At 72.1% G+C, this 14,845-nt stretch carries 11 protein-coding genes; 5 read left to right on the forward strand and 6 right to left on the reverse strand.

Going from position 1 to position 14,845, the window contains the following annotated elements; genetic code table 11:
- The first annotated feature begins 193 nt into the window (after nucleotides 1–193).
- A complete protein-coding gene (locus B042_RS0113775; RefSeq protein WP_197024309.1) occupies nucleotides 194–1,795 on the forward strand; it encodes a beta-N-acetylhexosaminidase in 1,602 nt (533 codons plus the stop codon).
- 48 nt (nucleotides 1,796–1,843) lie between these two features.
- Here B042_RS0113775 and B042_RS0113780 read toward each other — a convergent pair whose 3' ends face one another.
- Complete coding sequence (locus tag B042_RS0113780) at nucleotides 1,844–2,791, reverse strand: glycerophosphodiester phosphodiesterase family protein (protein WP_028648789.1); 948 nt, start codon at nucleotides 2,789–2,791, stop codon at nucleotides 1,844–1,846.
- A gap of 233 nt (nucleotides 2,792–3,024) precedes the next feature.
- Between B042_RS0113780 and B042_RS24395 the strand changes: the two genes are divergently transcribed.
- A complete protein-coding gene (locus tag B042_RS24395) occupies nucleotides 3,025–4,104 on the forward strand; it encodes a hypothetical protein (protein WP_028648790.1) in 1,080 nt (359 codons plus the stop codon).
- A 277-nt stretch (nucleotides 4,105–4,381) separates the two neighbouring features.
- On the opposite strand, the gene B042_RS0113790 is transcribed toward B042_RS24395, so the two are convergent.
- From B042_RS0113790 to B042_RS0113810, 5 genes are all read right to left on the reverse strand, one after another.
- The gene (locus tag B042_RS0113790; protein WP_028648791.1) at nucleotides 4,382–5,542 is read right to left on the reverse strand and encodes a C40 family peptidase; all 1,161 of its coding nucleotides are present in this window, start codon (nucleotides 5,540–5,542) and stop codon (nucleotides 4,382–4,384) included.
- 146 nt (nucleotides 5,543–5,688) lie between these two features.
- Entirely contained in the window at nucleotides 5,689–7,338 is a 1,650-nt protein-coding gene (locus B042_RS0113795) for a bifunctional 3'-5' exonuclease/DNA polymerase (RefSeq protein WP_028648792.1), read from the reverse strand.
- A gap of 53 nt (nucleotides 7,339–7,391) precedes the next feature.
- A complete protein-coding gene (locus B042_RS0113800) occupies nucleotides 7,392–8,306 on the reverse strand; it encodes a 2-hydroxyacid dehydrogenase (protein ID WP_028648793.1) in 915 nt (304 codons plus the stop codon).
- A 327-nt stretch (nucleotides 8,307–8,633) separates the two neighbouring features.
- The gene (locus tag B042_RS0113805) at nucleotides 8,634–9,452 is read right to left on the reverse strand and encodes an RNA methyltransferase (protein ID WP_028648794.1); all 819 of its coding nucleotides are present in this window, start codon (nucleotides 9,450–9,452) and stop codon (nucleotides 8,634–8,636) included.
- Between the two features lie 35 nt (nucleotides 9,453–9,487).
- The gene (locus B042_RS0113810) at nucleotides 9,488–10,069 is read right to left on the reverse strand and encodes a hypothetical protein (protein WP_028648795.1); all 582 of its coding nucleotides are present in this window, start codon (nucleotides 10,067–10,069) and stop codon (nucleotides 9,488–9,490) included.
- Between the two features lie 605 nt (nucleotides 10,070–10,674).
- On the opposite strand from B042_RS0113810, the gene B042_RS0113815 reads away from it, so the two are divergent.
- The 3 genes from B042_RS0113815 to B042_RS24400 all read left to right on the forward strand — a co-directional run bounded on the left by B042_RS0113815 (nucleotide 10,675) and on the right by B042_RS24400 (nucleotide 14,827).
- On the forward strand, nucleotides 10,675–12,435 hold the full coding sequence (locus B042_RS0113815) for a substrate-binding domain-containing protein (protein WP_028648796.1): 1,761 nt from the start codon (nucleotides 10,675–10,677) through the stop codon (nucleotides 12,433–12,435).
- Between the two features lie 187 nt (nucleotides 12,436–12,622).
- Complete coding sequence (locus B042_RS0113820; RefSeq protein WP_028648797.1) at nucleotides 12,623–13,237, forward strand: hypothetical protein; 615 nt, start codon at nucleotides 12,623–12,625, stop codon at nucleotides 13,235–13,237.
- A 93-nt stretch (nucleotides 13,238–13,330) separates the two neighbouring features.
- Nucleotides 13,331–14,827, forward strand: a complete 1,497-nt coding sequence (locus tag B042_RS24400; protein ID WP_081748782.1) for a DUF2510 domain-containing protein — start codon at nucleotides 13,331–13,333, stop codon at nucleotides 14,825–14,827.
- Nucleotides 14,828–14,845 lie beyond the last annotated feature (18 nt).

Here is a 14,845-nt window from a genome sequence, read left to right on the forward strand (position 1 = left end):
CACCGTAGGAACCGGCCTCCCGCCGTGGCGATCACGGCAGCGCCCGTTCTTCGGTGGTGCTCGCCCCACCCCGGACGGGCTCCCTCTCCGCCGGAGGGGCGCGGCCCGCCAGGGAGGTGCGAGAGGTGCACCCCGAGTCACGTTCGTGGCAGTATGTCCGTAATTGGTCTAGACCGGATAGGAGCACCCGATCGTGCCTGACACCTCCTCGACCCGTCTCGGTGACCGGCCCCTGGTCCCCCGCCCCGTCCACGCGGAACAGGGCACGTCGGAGGGCCTCACCCTGACCGCCGCCACAAGGGTGGCCGCCGACGCCGAGTCCCGGGGAACGCTCGCGTGGCTCCAGCGTGAACTCGGCGCATCGACTGGACTGCCCCTCCCTGTCCGCGACGGTGACGGTGACGGGACGCTCATCCGCCTCAGCGTCGACCCGGACGCGGGGCTGGCTCCGGAGGGCTACCGGCTGACCGTCGATACCGGGGAGGCGGTGATCGTCGGGCACGACCCGGCCGGGGCGTTCTACGGTGCGCAGACCCTCCGCCAGCTCCTGCCCGCGGCGGCCTACCGCTCTGCGCCCCTGACCGGCGTGGAGTGGACCCTGCCCGCCGTGCGCGTCACCGACGCGCCCCGCTTCCGGTGGCGCGGCGTCATGCTGGACGTGGCCCGCCACTTCATGCCCAAGCGGGAGGTGCTGCGGTTCATCGACCTGCTGGCCGCCCACAAGCTCAACGTGCTGCACTTGCACCTGACCGACGACCAGGGTTGGCGGGTCGAGATCCGCCGGTACCCGCGACTGACCGAGGTCGGCTCGTGGCGCGCCGAGAGCCAGGTCGGCGCCGCCGCGCCGCCCGTGTTCGACGGTCGGCCGCACGGCGGCTTCTACACCCGTGACGACATCCGCGAGATCGTGGCCCACGCCGCAGCGCGCCACGTCACCGTGGTGCCCGAGGTCGACGTCCCCGGCCACTCGCGGGCGGCTATCCACGCCTACCCCGAACTCGGCGAGAGCGGGGAGATCCCGGTGTGGACGCGATGGGGGATCAGCGGCGACGTCCTGGCCGTCACCGACCACGTCCTGGAGTTCTACAAAAACGTCTTCGACGAGCTGGTCGAGCTGTTCCCGAGCACCTACGTCCACGTGGGCGGCGACGAGTGCCCCAAGGGGCAGTGGAAGACCAGCGAGAGCGCCCAACGGCGCATCCGCGAGGAGGGCCTGGGCGACGAGGACGGGTTGCAGAGCTGGTTCATCCGCCAGTTGGACGCCCACCTGACCGCACGGGGCCGCCGCCTGGTCGGCTGGGACGAGATCCTCGAAGGCGGGCTCGCGGACGGGGCCACCGTGATGTCGTGGCGGGGCGAGGAGGGCGGTGTGGCCGCCGCACGCGCCGGGCACGACGTGGTGATGACACCCACGGCCACGTCCTACCTCGACTACAAGCAGTCGGAGGACCCCGACGAGCCGGTTCCGGTAGGGACCCCGCTGCGGACCGAGGACGTCTACCTGGCCGATCCGGTGCCCGGCGGGCTCACCGAGGAGGAGGGCCGCCGCGTCCTGGGGGCCCAGGTCAACGTGTGGACCGAGCACATCGACACGCCTCGTCGGCTGGACTACATGGTGTTCCCCCGCGCGGCGGCCTTCGCCGAGCAGGTGTGGTCCTCAGGGGAGCGCGACTACGCGGAGTTCGAGCCGCGGCTGGTGCACCACCTGGAGCGGCTGGAAGCGGCCGGGGTGGAGTACCGGCCCCTGGACGGGCCGCCGCCGTGGCACACCCGCCCCGGCGTCAGGGGGCGGTGACCGGCTTGGGAGCCCGGTCCGGGCGGCGGCGCGGTCTCCACGGGGTCCTCACCACAGGGCCGCCCTGGGGATCACCCCGTCCGGTGCGCCGGTGGCGTCGGCGATGGCCGCCGCGCCGACCTCCGGGTAGTCGGTGATGAAGCCGTCCACGCCGGTCCTGATGAGGGCGCCCATCGCGGGGCGGTCGTTGACGGTGTAGGGCATGATCTCCATCCCCGCCCGCTGCACGGCCGCAACGTAGCCGGGGTCCGCCAGCGCGTGGTTGGGGTTGACCATCTGCGCCCAGGCGTAGTCGGCCAACTCGTCTTCCGGGACCCGGCCGAGCAGTCCGTGCGCGACGCCGGGCAGGAGCCCGCGGGACTCGTGCACCGCCTCCCAGTCGAAGCTCTGCACGACCAGGCGGCGGGCCTCCCACGGCGGGGCCGGGCGGAGCCACTCCTCGTGCGCGCGCAGCCGCTCGGCGACCTTCTCTTCCAGCCCGGGGTGGCGCGCGGGCGCCTTGAGTTCGAGGAAGAGGTTGAGCCCGTGCCCGTCCAGCCGGTCGAGGGCCTCGTCCAGGGTCGGCACGGGCTCCCCCGCGAAGGCGGAGCCGAACCAGGATCCGGCATCCAGCCGACGGATCTCCGCCATGGTGAAGTCGGCGACCCGGTAGGGCTCGCGGCCGGGAAAGACCCGCTCGACGTCGGTGGTGCGGCCCAGCGTGGTGTCGTGCATGATGACGGCCTCGCCGTCCGCGGTGAGCTGGACGTCGATCTCGACGGTGACCGCTCCCCGTTCGGCCGCGGCGTCGATGGCAGCGAGGGTGTTCTCCGGCGCGTGCCCCGAGGCCCCCCGGTGCGCGACGGCGATCAGCGGCCGTTCGAAGACACGGTGTTCGATGACCGGCGCGGTGGCACCGACCACCCGTGTCTGGAGCACGGGGACGGCTCCCGCGGCACCCGCACCGGCGACGACGAACAGAGACGCGGCTCCGACGATGATTCCGATGCGGCGCACCGGACCTCCCAAGGTTCGCGTGGGCTGGCTCCACCAGGATGAGTGCTGACGGTGATCCGACGGTGACGGGGAGCGGAACACCGGGACAAGTCCAGGCCGAGCCACACACCTCGAATCATCACTCAATGAAGTTATTTGATCACATAGTGCGCTGATCTTGGCGAGGGACTTCGCATTGAGTCACACAAAACACAGAGAATGTAACGGAAGGTAATCGACGGGAAGGAACTCCGATGCGCAAGCACCGAACGAGGTGGGTCGCACTCCTAGGCGCCGCCGTGCTCTCCACGACCGGGGCGGCAGACCCCGACCCCACGACGCTCCCAGAGCTGATCGCGTCGGACGTGATGGACTGGCCCACGGCGATGCAGACCAGCACGCTCACACTCGACGGTTTCCGCATCGGGTACCTGCCCGAGGGGCTGGACGGCTCCGGCCTGAGCTACACCTCCCGCACCGGCCCCGCCGGCGAGCGCAGGTCGCAGATCACCTGGATGAGCGGCCCCGACGAGGTGCACGCCAGGGTGGTGGTCCTGCGCGCGGACCACCTCGACGAGATCGGCGACCTGCGCGCGGACCTCTATCCGAACCTCGGCGAGAAGGACCTGGAGCTCCTGCGGGACGGGGAGAGCGGCCGCGAGTCCTACGTCTCAGAGCCCACCGGTCACCTGTTCTGGCTGGAGGAGCCGGGTGTGGGCGTGTCCGCCCACCTGGCCCCCGAGCGCTGGGACGGCGACGAACTGCGCCGCGTGGCGGAGGGGATCACGGATCTGTCCGCACCGGCGATGGAGGACGGGCAGGACCTGCCGGAGACGGGAATCGTCATGGAGGAGGTGCCCGCGGCGGAGGAGACCTCAGCGGACGCCCCCGCCGAGGACGTGACGCCCCGGCAGGTCAAGGAATGCCTCGTGGACCGGCTCACGGGCCCCGGAGGCGACGCCGAACCCGACTGGACCGCACTCGACTGGGAGGCGGCCGTTCCAGGTGCCCAGGCACCCGAACGGCCCGGGAACCCGTTGCCGGGCACCGACCACGACCGCCTGCTCGCCCAACTGTGGTACCACAGCGCCAGGGCCGACCGGGCCGACGCCCGTGACCACTGCGCCGCCACTCTCGGGGTGGGCACCGGCGACGTGGAGGCCACGGTCGCCGGACTCGCGCCCCTCATGGACGAGATCATCACCCGGTCGACCCCGGACAGCACCGCGCAGAGCGCGTCACTGGCCCCGGAACGGCTGGGCCCCGCCGAGGGCACGGTCTGGGAGGAGTGGTGGACGTACCTGCCGTGGGGCTTCGCGCTGCCGACCCGGTGAGGCCCGGGGCGGTGGCGGGCTCCGCCCCTGCCCCTTGCCAAATCACGCGGGCACTGCTTATCTAGACCCTGGCGGGCCCGGGGACGATCGGGCACCCGCACCGCCCCAACTCCATACCGCCCCGTGCAGGGCGCGCTGTCTCCCCCTCCCTCAGCGACGACCCTGCCCCTCCTGGACCGGGGCCTGCCCTCCCCTCCCGGCAGGGCCCTCCGGACGAGGAGACGAGCGGGCCGGGTACCACCTCTCGGTGGTACCCGGCCCGCTCCCGTTCCCGGCCTCAGGCGTGGATGCGGACCACGCCCGCGAAGGAGTCCGTCCGCACGGGGGTGACCCGCACGCTCAGCCCGGTGCGCGGCGCCTCCAGCATCATGCCCTCGCCCAGGTAGATGGCCACGTGCGAGATGTAGTCCGGCGCTGTGGGGTCGGTACGCCAGAACAGCAGGTCGCCGCGGCGCGCCTGCGACAACTCCAGGCGCTCGCCCGCGTTCCACTGGTCGTGGGTGACCCGGGGGATGGCCACCCCGGCCCTGGCGAAGGCCCACTGGAGCAGCCCCGAGCAGTCGAAGCCGACCTGCGGAGACTCACCGCCCCAGACGTAGGGGACACCGATCTGGCTCTCCGCGTGGGTGATGACCTCCTCCACGATCGAGGGGGCCACGGCCTCACCGGTGACCGGGGGCTCGGCGTCGTCGGCGACCAGTTGCAGGGAAACGTCCGCACCGAGGACCTCCGTCAGGGCGTCGTAGAGCTCCCACAGGTCGGCGTCGGGTGCCGACACCACGAGCGCGTTGCCGTGGGGCATGCCCAGGTCCGCGGCGCGCTCCCGGGAGACGAGGGCGTCGATGCCCGCGATCCCGGACGTGGCGTGCGTCCACACCTCCAGGTCCACCGCGCCGCGCCCTCCCGCCGCGGTGACCTCACTGCCCAGATCGAGGGAGCGCTCGGTGCCGACCTCGTTCGACAGCGCGATCCGCCCCTCGGCCACCCCCCGCCAGATCTCGTCCGACTCGGCGGAGGGCCGCGGGGCGTGGTTGCGGAAGCTGGAGGGGTTGACACCGAGCAGGGAGAGGGGCGCGCCGTCGATGCCCACACGCGCCGCGTCCACGGTCAGGGCCGTCTCCACGCCGTCGATCCGGCGGACGCGGCCGACCACGTCCCTCGGCAGGCTCTCCTGCGCGACGGCGAAGTACTCGACACTGCGGGCCTCGGCGAAGGGGGCCACCCGGACCTCGGCCCGCAGGCGTTCGGGGTCGGCGACCTCCGGGGAGGCGACGGGGGGCTCGCCGGCACGGGGGTCGGTGCCGGCGGAGAGCTGCTCGGAGAGCGGCGGCCGATCCTCCACGACCGGTTCGGCCCAGGCAGGGGCGGCTCCGAGTGCGGTGAAGGCGACCGCGACGGCCACTGTGGCACCCGCACACGTGGTGAATCGGCTTCGCACGGGGGGATCTCACCTTTTCTCTGCACCGCGCCAGGGCCGGGGAACCCTGGCAGGCGTCTCAAGCTCCGCGTCCAAGGATGGGCGCACTCAAACGAATTTGCAAGAATCCCACGCCATCCGGTATGGAACGTCCACGCCCGGCTCGCTCAGGTATCGGCGTAGTCGTCGGTGACGGTCGTGTCCATCGGGAATCGGACCGGGGTGTCCCCGAACAGAGTGGTCCTGGCACGCTCCGCCGCCGCACGGACCGCGGCGACCGCCTCCTGCGCCGCCTCACGCGGTACGTGGAGCACGACTTCGTCGTGGACGAAGAAGACGATGCCGGCGCCCTCCGGCAGGTCGGGAAGCCCCTGGCGCAGGGCGGCCAACAGCACGAGCGCCCACTCCGCCGCCGTGGCCTGGACGACGAAGTTGCGGGTGAACCGGCCCTGGGCCCGGCGACGGCGCTCGTCCCCGGTCTCCGGCGGTACCGGGGAGGTCCGCCCGAGCCAGGAGCGCACGGCCGAGCCGTCCTCACCGGTGCGCGCGGCCGTGTCGACGTAGTCGAGGGCCCTGGGGTAGAGGCGGCGCATGGTGCGCAGCAGGGGCGCCGCGTCACCGGAGGTCTGTCCGTACATCGCGGCGAGCATGCCGATCTTGGCGCGCTCGCGGTCACCGCCTACGTGCACGGCCAGCCGGGCGTACAGGTCCTCGTCGGCGGCCGCGGCGGCCAGGGCGTCGTCCCCGGACACCGCCGCCAGGACCCGGGGTTCGAGCTGCCCGGCGTCGGCGCGCACGAGGGTCCACCCGGGGTCGGCGCGCACGGCCCGGCGCACCGACTTGGGGATCTGGAGGGCGCCGCCGCCGTGGGCCGCCCAGCGGCCGGAGACGACGCCGCCGACCACGTAGCCGGGGTGGAAGCGGCCGAGCCGCTCACCGTCCGGTCCGGGGCGCTCACGCACCCAGCTCTCCAGCCACGACCACCCGTTGGCGGCGTGGAGGCGGGACAGTTCCTTGTAGCGCAGCAGCAGGGGCACGACGGGGTGGTCGACCTGTTCCAGTACCCAGGAACGGGTCGAGGCGACGGGGTGCCCGATCCAGGCCATAGCCCTGAGCACCTGGGCCGGGGAGTCGGGGTTGACCTCGCGGCCCACCGCCTCGCCGATGCGTGCCGCGAGGTCGGCGAGCACGGGGGGACGCTGCCCTGCCGAGGGGCGCGGACCCAGGAGTTCGGTGAGGATCTCATCGTGGACGGCGGGCCGCCAGGGCAGCCCGTCGTGGCTCATCTCGGCGGCGGCGAGACCACCCGCCGACTCCACCGCGCCCAGGAGCCGCATGCGCCCGGGCCGGGGCAGTTCGGCCGTGCGACGCCGCTGGTCGTCGTAGACATCGATGAGCGCCGCCAAGCGGTCGGTACCCGGCGGCAGGGTGGAGCGGTCGGCCTCGAACAGGGCGGGCTGGGCGGCGCTGCCCTCGCCGGCGGGAGGGACCGGGTCGTCCGGGACGGGCAGCCCGTGCAGCCGTGCCCAGACGGCACCCAGGGAGCGGGCCTCCCCGTGGCGTCCGTGGTGGCCGAGCAGAAGCCCTTCGGTCAGGGAGACGTCGTGGCAGCGGGCCACCCGCACCCCGGCACGGACCAGTTCCGGGTAGACGTCCTCACCTGCCGACCACACCCAGCGCGGCGGCAGCGGACCCGCGTGTTCGAGACGGCGGACCTCGTCGGCGAGGTCGGTGACACGCCGGACGGGGAAGGCGTCCGCTCCCAGTCTCCGGAGCCAGCCGCCGCCCTCGCCGTCGGCGACCACCGCGATCCGCATGCCTCCAGTGTGCACCGGGGCAGGGACGTTTCCGGAGCCGGAGGCGGCGCGGGTCAGCGGCCCTCGCGCACCACGTTCCTCAGGGGTTCTCCGGTGCCCCACCGGGCAAGCTGGTCGTCCATGAAGGCGCGGGCCCGCGGGTAGAAGGCCGCCGAACCGCCCGCCACATGCGGGGTCAGGAACACACCGGGCGCCTCCCAGAGCGGGTGGTCCACAGGCGGCGGTTCGGGATCGGTGACGTCGAGCGCGGCGCGAATCCGGCCCCGCTCCGCCAGCAGGGCACGGGTGTCCAGGACGGGGCCGCGCCCCACGTTGACCACGAGGGCGTCGTCACGCAGCAGTGCCAGTTCGCGCGCACCGACCAGGCCCCGGGTCGCCTCGGTGAGCGGCGTGGTCAGCACGACGACGTCGGCACCGGGCAGCAGGCCGTGCAGCTCCCCGACCCCGTGCACGCCCTCCTCGGGCCGGGCCCTGCTCGCCACGCGCACGACCTCGGTCTCGAACGGGAGCAGGCGCGCCTCCACGGCCTTGCCGATACTGCCGTAGCCGACGACCACGACCCGCGCGTCGGCCAGGGAACGCAGCGACACCGGCCCCCACCGGTGCTCGCGCTGGGCTCGCGCCCACCGGGGCAGGTCGCGCTGGGCGGCCAGGATCAGGGCCAGGACGTGCTCGGCGGTACTGGCGTCGTGCAGCCCGCGCCCGTTGCACAGGGTGACGTGGTCGGGGAGCAGGGGCAGGACGTGCTCGTAGCCCGCCGAGAGGAGTTGGACGACCTCCAGGTCGGGCATGCGCGCGATGAGGTCGAGCCGGTCGTCCGCTCCCTGTGTGGAGGGTGTGTAGGGGACCTGGTAGAACGCCACCCCGGCCAGGCCGGGCCGCGAGGTGCCGGGGTACAGGTCCACTGCGACCCCCTCCGGCGCGTTCCGCCGGTTCTGCTCCCACTGCACGAGTGCTCGGCCACCCATCGGGCGCTCCCCCTCCGCTTCGTCCGGCCGTGTTCAGCCGCCACCCTAGTCAACCAGCCGGGCACCTGCCGATACGTCCTGCGCTACCGGGAACCACCGGAACGGTCATGGCGTCTCACCCGGCACGGACACCCGCCCCCGAAACCCATGGGCTGTCCCGGCAAGGCCCTCGTCCGGACGACGGTCTTCCCGCTCCTGGTACTCACCGTCGTCATTCGTCGTCTTCGGACCGCTGCTCTCGATCGTTCTGACCGTGGAGGCGAGGCGTTACCAGGCCGGGGCGCTCGCCGCCCGCGGCCACGGGAGCCGCCCCCGGAGGGCGGGCCCTCACCCGGAACGACGGGCCAGTTCATAGCAGGCGACGGCAGCCGCAGCGGTGACGTTGAGTGAGTCCACCTCACGTTCGGCCATGGGGATACGCACCCGCGCGTCGGCTTGTTCCAGCCAGCGCGAGGACAGCCCGTCCCCCTCGGTGCCGAGCATCAGGGCGACCCGGACGGAGGGATCGAGCCCGGCCATCGCCTCCCGCAGCGGCTGGGAGCCCTCCCCCGGTGTCAGCGCCATGAGGTGGAACCCGGACCCGCGCAGTGCCTCCAGTCCTCCGTACCAGTCGTCCAGGCGCGTGTAGGGGAGGGTGAAGACCGCGCCCATCGACACCTTGACGGAACGGCGGTAGAGGGGGTCGGCGCACCGGGGGGCGAGCACTGCGGCGTCGACGCCGAGTCCGGCGGCGCTGCGGAAGAGGGCACCCACATTGGTGTGGTCGACCAGGTCCTCCAGGACGACGATGCCGCGCGCGCCGGAGAGCACCTCGTCGAGACCGGGCAGCACCTTGCGGTGGAACGCGGCCAGAGCCCCGCGGTGCAGGTCGAAGCCCACGAGCCGGTGCGCGGTGTCCTCACTGACGACGTAGAGGGGCGCGTCGTACACCGAGACGATGTCGTCGAGGGCGGCGGCGCGGCGCTCGGTGAGCAGGAAGCTGCGGGGCCTGAACCCGGCCGCCGCGGCGCGGCGGATCACCTTGTCGCCCTCGGCCATGAACAGGCCGTACTCGGCCTCCAGGTGGCGGCGCAGGTTGACGTCGCGCAGGCGGGTGTAGTCGGTCAGGCGTGGGTCGGCTGGGTCGGTGACCCTGATGGCGCTCATGGGCACCCATGATCCCAGCCGGGGCGGGCCCTTGATCAGCCGATCTCACCGGTGAGGGGCTCCAGGCGCTGCCAGCGGGCCTCCTCGCACGAGCCCGCGCGGGACAGGGAGGTCGCGATCTCCTCACCCTCCCAGACACCCTCGACCGTGGCCTCCTCGGGGCCGTAGAGCTGGTCGGTGCAGACGGTCCCCTCGCTCACTTCAGTGAACAGCCGGTCCGCACTGGTCTCTCCGGTGATGCCCTCGCCCGCGTAGGAGGTGGCGGCCGTGGCGTCGAGTCCGGTGGAGATCTCCGCCAGCCGGGCGCAGGTCTGGGGGTCGGCGGCCAGGTCACCGGTGCAGGTGAGGGTCTGCACCCAGGCGCGGTCGGGGGTGCTGACGTGGATGCGCAGTCGGCCGACCGGTCCGGTCTCGAGGGGTGCCCCACCGTCGCCCTGGACGATCGCGTCGCCCAGGTCCGCGCTCAGTGCGGTGGTGGTGGCCTGCGTGTCCACCGACGGCTGCACGGACGTCGCCACCAGGAGGGCGTAGCCGAACGCACCCGCGCAGCAGGCAGCTGCCAGCAGGGTGGTGCCGAGCCTGCCCCGGCTGCGGCGGTGACGGTGCGGTGCGGACATACAGGGAGGCCTCGGGTTCGGTCGCGTGGGCGGCGGTGGTGCGGGGAGTCCGTCGCGCGAACGCGGAGTGGCGGGAGGGACTCCAGGTTATCCGTGAGAGCGAAGTAGTTTCGTGGAAAGCACCGTAACAAAGTGGTCACCGCCCCCTGGGCAGGACCCGGGACTTCCCCGGACCCTGGGCCGGACTTCGCCCTCCCGTGACCGACAGGCGGCTCGGGGAAGAGGTGCCCCCGGCCATGGGACGCCGCAGGGTGCGCGGCGGTTCACCCCGACCACGCGCCCCCGGCCAAGCCCTCGTCCAGATTGGTCTCGATTGTGCATCAAATGGACATTAGCCACCTAACACCGATTAAGTTCACACGCATCCCTCCGGTCGACGAATCACGCGCAGTTTCCCGGAAAGGGGCCAGGATCACACCCCGAACCCACGTGGCAGGCACCCCTTCCTCGACCCCATCCCGACACATCCCACATCTTTACGGTTGAGTACTGTTCCCTCACAGTGACCGGCCATCGGCCCGCACAGGCCGCCCGGCGTGCCCCGCGCATCGGCGACCGCACACCGATCGATCATCCCCGCCCGTACACCACCCGTGAGGAAAGCTGTGGGACGTCACCGCGGAAGATACGCAGAAGAGCCCTACCCCCCGCCCCGGGGACGGGGACGGCGCCGCCGAGGGCGTGGGCGCGGCGGCGCCGTCGCGGCCCTAGCCACCGCGCTGGTGATCGTGGTCGGTCTGGCCGTCGTGGGCGTGTACATGTTCGGCCAGACGGACGGCTGCCGCGGTGCCGACATCGAACTGGACATCGCGGCCAGCCCGGAACTGGCCCCCGCCCTGGACACACTGGCCACGGAGTTCAACGCCGAGGAGAACACCGTGGACGGGCGGTGTGTGGCCGCCGAAGTCCGCCAGGTCGACTCCGCCAACGTCGCCTTCGGCATCAGCGGCGCGGGTGCCACGATGGGCGACACCGACTCCCACGTCTGGATCCCCGACTCCTCCGTGTGGCCGGACCTGGTGCGAAGCCGTTCCGACAGCGCCGTCATCACCGAGACCGGCACGTCGGTGGCCCGTTCCCCCCTGGTCCTGGCCCAGTTGAACGAGTTCGCCTCCGATCAGACGGCCTCCTGGACGGACGTGGCCCCCAGCGGAACCCCCGGCCAGTACGGCAACACCGTCCGCATGGTCGACCCCACCCGCAGTTCGAGCGGCATGAGCGCCCTCTACCTGATGAGCGGTGCCCTGGAGCAGACCAGCCCCGACACCGACACCTACAACGCGCTCATGACCGGAGCGCTCCAGGCACTCCAGCAGAGCACCTCACCCGACGAGGACGCGGCCTTCGTCGCCCTCAGCGGCGGCACCGAGGAGGCACCGCCGCTGATGGTCATGTCCGAGCAGGCCGTGTGGCGGTACAACAACACGCACCAGGACGCCTCCGCGCAGGCCGGGTACGTGGAGGGCGGCACCGCCTACCTGGACTACCCGTACGTGCTGCGCAGCGACGACTCCCAGATCACCCGCGCTTCCGAGCTCTTCCGCCAGGCCGTGCGCTCCGAGGCGTTCCTGCCCACCCTGCTGTCCCACGGCTTCCGCGGCCCCGAAGGACAGATCGACTCGTCCGTGCTGACGGAGGACGCCGGCTTTCGGCAGGAAGCTCCCCCGGAGCTGCCCTCGCCCTCCGACGGGTCGGCCACCGAGCTGATCCAGACCTGGAACCAGATGAAGATAGATTCCAGGGTGCTCACCATCGTCGACATCTCCGGGTCGATGCTGGCCGAGGTCCCCGGAACGGGCATGAGCCGGATCCAGGTGACCTCCGCGGCGACGGTCCAGGGCCTGGAGTTCTTCCCGCCCACGGCCGAGATGGGCCTGTGGCAGTTCTCCACCGACATCGACGGCGGCCTGGACTACGAGGAGGTCAACCCGGTCCTGGAGCTGCAGTCGCCGGGCGAGGGAGGGGGCACGCACCGCGAGGCGATCTCCACCGCCCTGTCCGGCCTGGAACCCCTGCCCCAGGGGGACACCGGCCTCTACGACAGCCTCCTCGCCGCCTACAAGGAAATGGTGGACCTGTACACGCCCGACCGGAACAACGTCATCCTGGTCCTCACCGACGGGGACAACGACAACCCCGACGGCATCGACCTGGAAACACTGCTCACCGAACTGGACGCGGTGTCCGACCCGACCCGACCGATCCCGGTCTTCACGATCGCCTTCGGACCCGACGTGGAGCACCTGGAGCCGCTCCAGGAGATCGGTGCGGCCACGGGCGGTGCCGCGTACATGACGGAGGACCCGACCGAGATCAGCGACATCTTTCTCCAGATCTTCTCGCACCGCATCTCGGGTAACGAATAGGGACCGGGACGAACCGACAAGGGGCCGGTCCGACGGACCGGCCCCCACCCTTGCAGCGGGACCAGCGTGACCAGCGGTGAGACCGACCTGTCCCGTGCGTCAGGGGCTATGGACTTCTCCGCCGTCTTGGCGTACTCAGTGGAGACACGGGACCGGCCCGCACACGACGACCGGAGGGGGAAGTGCCATGGCCCAGGCGTGGATGCCCGGTGTCGAACGGATCGACGCGGCCGCAGCTCCGGCACCGCCCGGGTTCGGCGCACCCCGAGCCGTGTGGACGGTGACCGGAACCGACCCCGGTTCCCGCTCCTCGGCCGAGGAGGCCCGGCGCCTGGCCCGCACCGGACAGGCGGTGCACCTGGTGTGGAACCCACGCACCGGTGAGGTCGTGCAGTCGCTGGCCGCCACCCGGCGCAGTCCGCTACCGCTGGGAAGCACCGGGCACGGCGCAGCGCGCACCGACCACGGCCACGAGGGGCGCGTGTGCCTGACCGTGGCGGTCGTCGCCCTGGCTGAGACCCCTTTCACGGACGGGCCGATGCACGGCAGGGCACCGCTTCTGGCCTGGATGGATTCCTGGGAGGTGTCCAGGCGCTGGCTCGGACCGGGAGGCGACGGCTCCACACTGCGGGCCTCGATCCGCGAGTGGTCGCTGGGAGGCCACTTCGGCCGCGACCGGGTCCCCGGCTCGCACGGCTCCTGCCCCGGCCGGGTGGACGGTGCCCGACTGCTCGGCGAGGGTGCGGGGCTGTCGCCGACCCACCCGCGCATCCCGGCCCAGCAGCCCTCTGCGCTCACGTGAGACCCAGCCGGCCTGCGACGACGAGGCGAACAACGGCGGACAACCGAACTCCCGCGGTCCAAGGCGACACCACCACCGTTTAGTCTGTCGCCCATGGGTGGATCTATCGAACCGGGTTGGTACGCGGACCCGCATGGTGACGACCAGACGCTGAGATGGTGGAACGGCGGCGAGTGGACGCGGCATACCCGTTCGAGGAGCGAACTCCAGGAAGCCGCGGCCTCAGACGAGGGTGCGGGCCCGGGCCGCTCCGACGGACAGGGGCCCCCTCCCGCCGAGGTGGAGCAGAGTACGGTGCGCCTGGAGCCCTCGACACCGGCCCCGGTCGACGACGAGCCCAGCACGGTGCGCATCGACCCCTCCTCCGTCCCCCGCACCACACCGCCCCCCACGCACGAGGACGAGACCCCCACCAGCGACCTGAGCGACACCGGCACCACCATGCGCGTCTCCCCCACCGGCCTCCCCGGCACCCCGCAGGAGCGCGAGGACGAGGACGAGGAGTCGACCGCTGACCTCTCCGACGAGATCCCCACTTCCGACATCACCGAGGATCAGGTCAAGGACGCCCCCCGAACGGCGATCCTCGACCCGAACCAGATCGGTGACACCCCCAGAACCGCGGTCTTCGACCCCGGCCAGGCCGACCAGCCCCCACGGACCGCGGTCTTCGACCCCAACGACCCGTCGTTCTCGGGCGGACCTCCCCAGGACGACCAGCACCAGGAGGGCGGACACGGCAAGTTCGGCAAGTTCCTCGGCAACCTGAAGGAGGGGTGGGCCGACCTCAGCGAGGAGCGCCGCGAACAGAAGCAGCAGGCCGCTGAGGAGGAGCGAGCGCGCAAGGCCAAGGCCGCGGAGGCCGCCGCTGCCGGCGGTGCGGTTCCCCCCGCAGCACCCGGCGACCGACCGGCACCGGAGCAGCAGGCACAGCCCTGGCAGCAGCCGTCGGGCGGACAGCAGGCCCACCCGCGGCAGGGTTCGGGGGAGCAGCGGCCCTACCCGCAGCAGTCCGGGCCACAACAGCCGGGCTACCCGCCCCAGGGCTACCCCCAACAGCCCCCGCACCCCCAGCCTTACTCCGGCCCCCAGCAAGCCCACCCCCAGGCCCCGCAGCCCTACGGACCGCCGCAGAGCGGCGGGCAGCGACCCCCCTATGCCCCTCCCCCGGGCTACCAGCAGCAACCGGGCCCTCCGGGCCAGGTTCCGCCGCCCGGCTACCCCCGGCCCGATCAGCAGCAAGGGCGACCACGGCCACAACAGATGCACCGCCCCGCCTACGGACAGCAGCCCCAGCCCTACGGGCAGCCACAGGGCTACCCTCCCGCGCCGGTCCCCGGAGGCGGCAAGAGCGGGAAGTCGAAGGGGCGCCCGGCGACTCCGCCGCGGAACCCGTACCCCCAGCAGCCAGCGGGCGCCAAGCCCAAGAAGAAGGGGGGCTGCTGCGGATGCGGCTGCTTCACCCTCTTCATCTTCCTTCTGCTCTTCCTCCTCGTGGGCTTCCTGGCTTACCTGCAGATCTGGGGCGTATACGACTGGATGTACGAGATCCTCGGCGTCGGCGACCCCAGGGACTTCGTCTGGGAGTGACCGGTACCGCATTGACAC

It is taken from the genome of Nocardiopsis sp. CNT312 (assembly GCF_000515115.1).
Classification (GTDB): Bacteria; Actinomycetota; Actinomycetes; order Streptosporangiales; family Streptosporangiaceae; genus Nocardiopsis.

Excerpts from the sequence above, each read along its gene's own strand:
- B042_RS24395 (WP_028648790.1), top strand. The coding sequence starts at position 3,025 with ATGCGCAAGCACCGAACGAGGTGGGTCGCACTCCTAGGCGCCGCCGTG.
- B042_RS0113795 (WP_028648792.1), bottom strand. The coding sequence starts at position 7,338 with ATGCGGATCGCGGTGGTCGCCGACGGCGAGGGCGGCGGCTGGCTCCGG.
- B042_RS0113800 (WP_028648793.1), bottom strand. The coding sequence starts at position 8,306 with ATGGGTGGCCGAGCACTCGTGCAGTGGGAGCAGAACCGGCGGAACGCG.
- B042_RS0113805 (WP_028648794.1), bottom strand. The coding sequence starts at position 9,452 with ATGAGCGCCATCAGGGTCACCGACCCAGCCGACCCACGCCTGACCGAC.
- B042_RS0113810 (WP_028648795.1), bottom strand. The coding sequence starts at position 10,069 with ATGTCCGCACCGCACCGTCACCGCCGCAGCCGGGGCAGGCTCGGCACC.
- B042_RS0113820 (WP_028648797.1), top strand. The coding sequence starts at position 12,623 with ATGGCCCAGGCGTGGATGCCCGGTGTCGAACGGATCGACGCGGCCGCA.
- B042_RS24400 (WP_081748782.1), top strand. The coding sequence starts at position 13,331 with ATGGGTGGATCTATCGAACCGGGTTGGTACGCGGACCCGCATGGTGAC.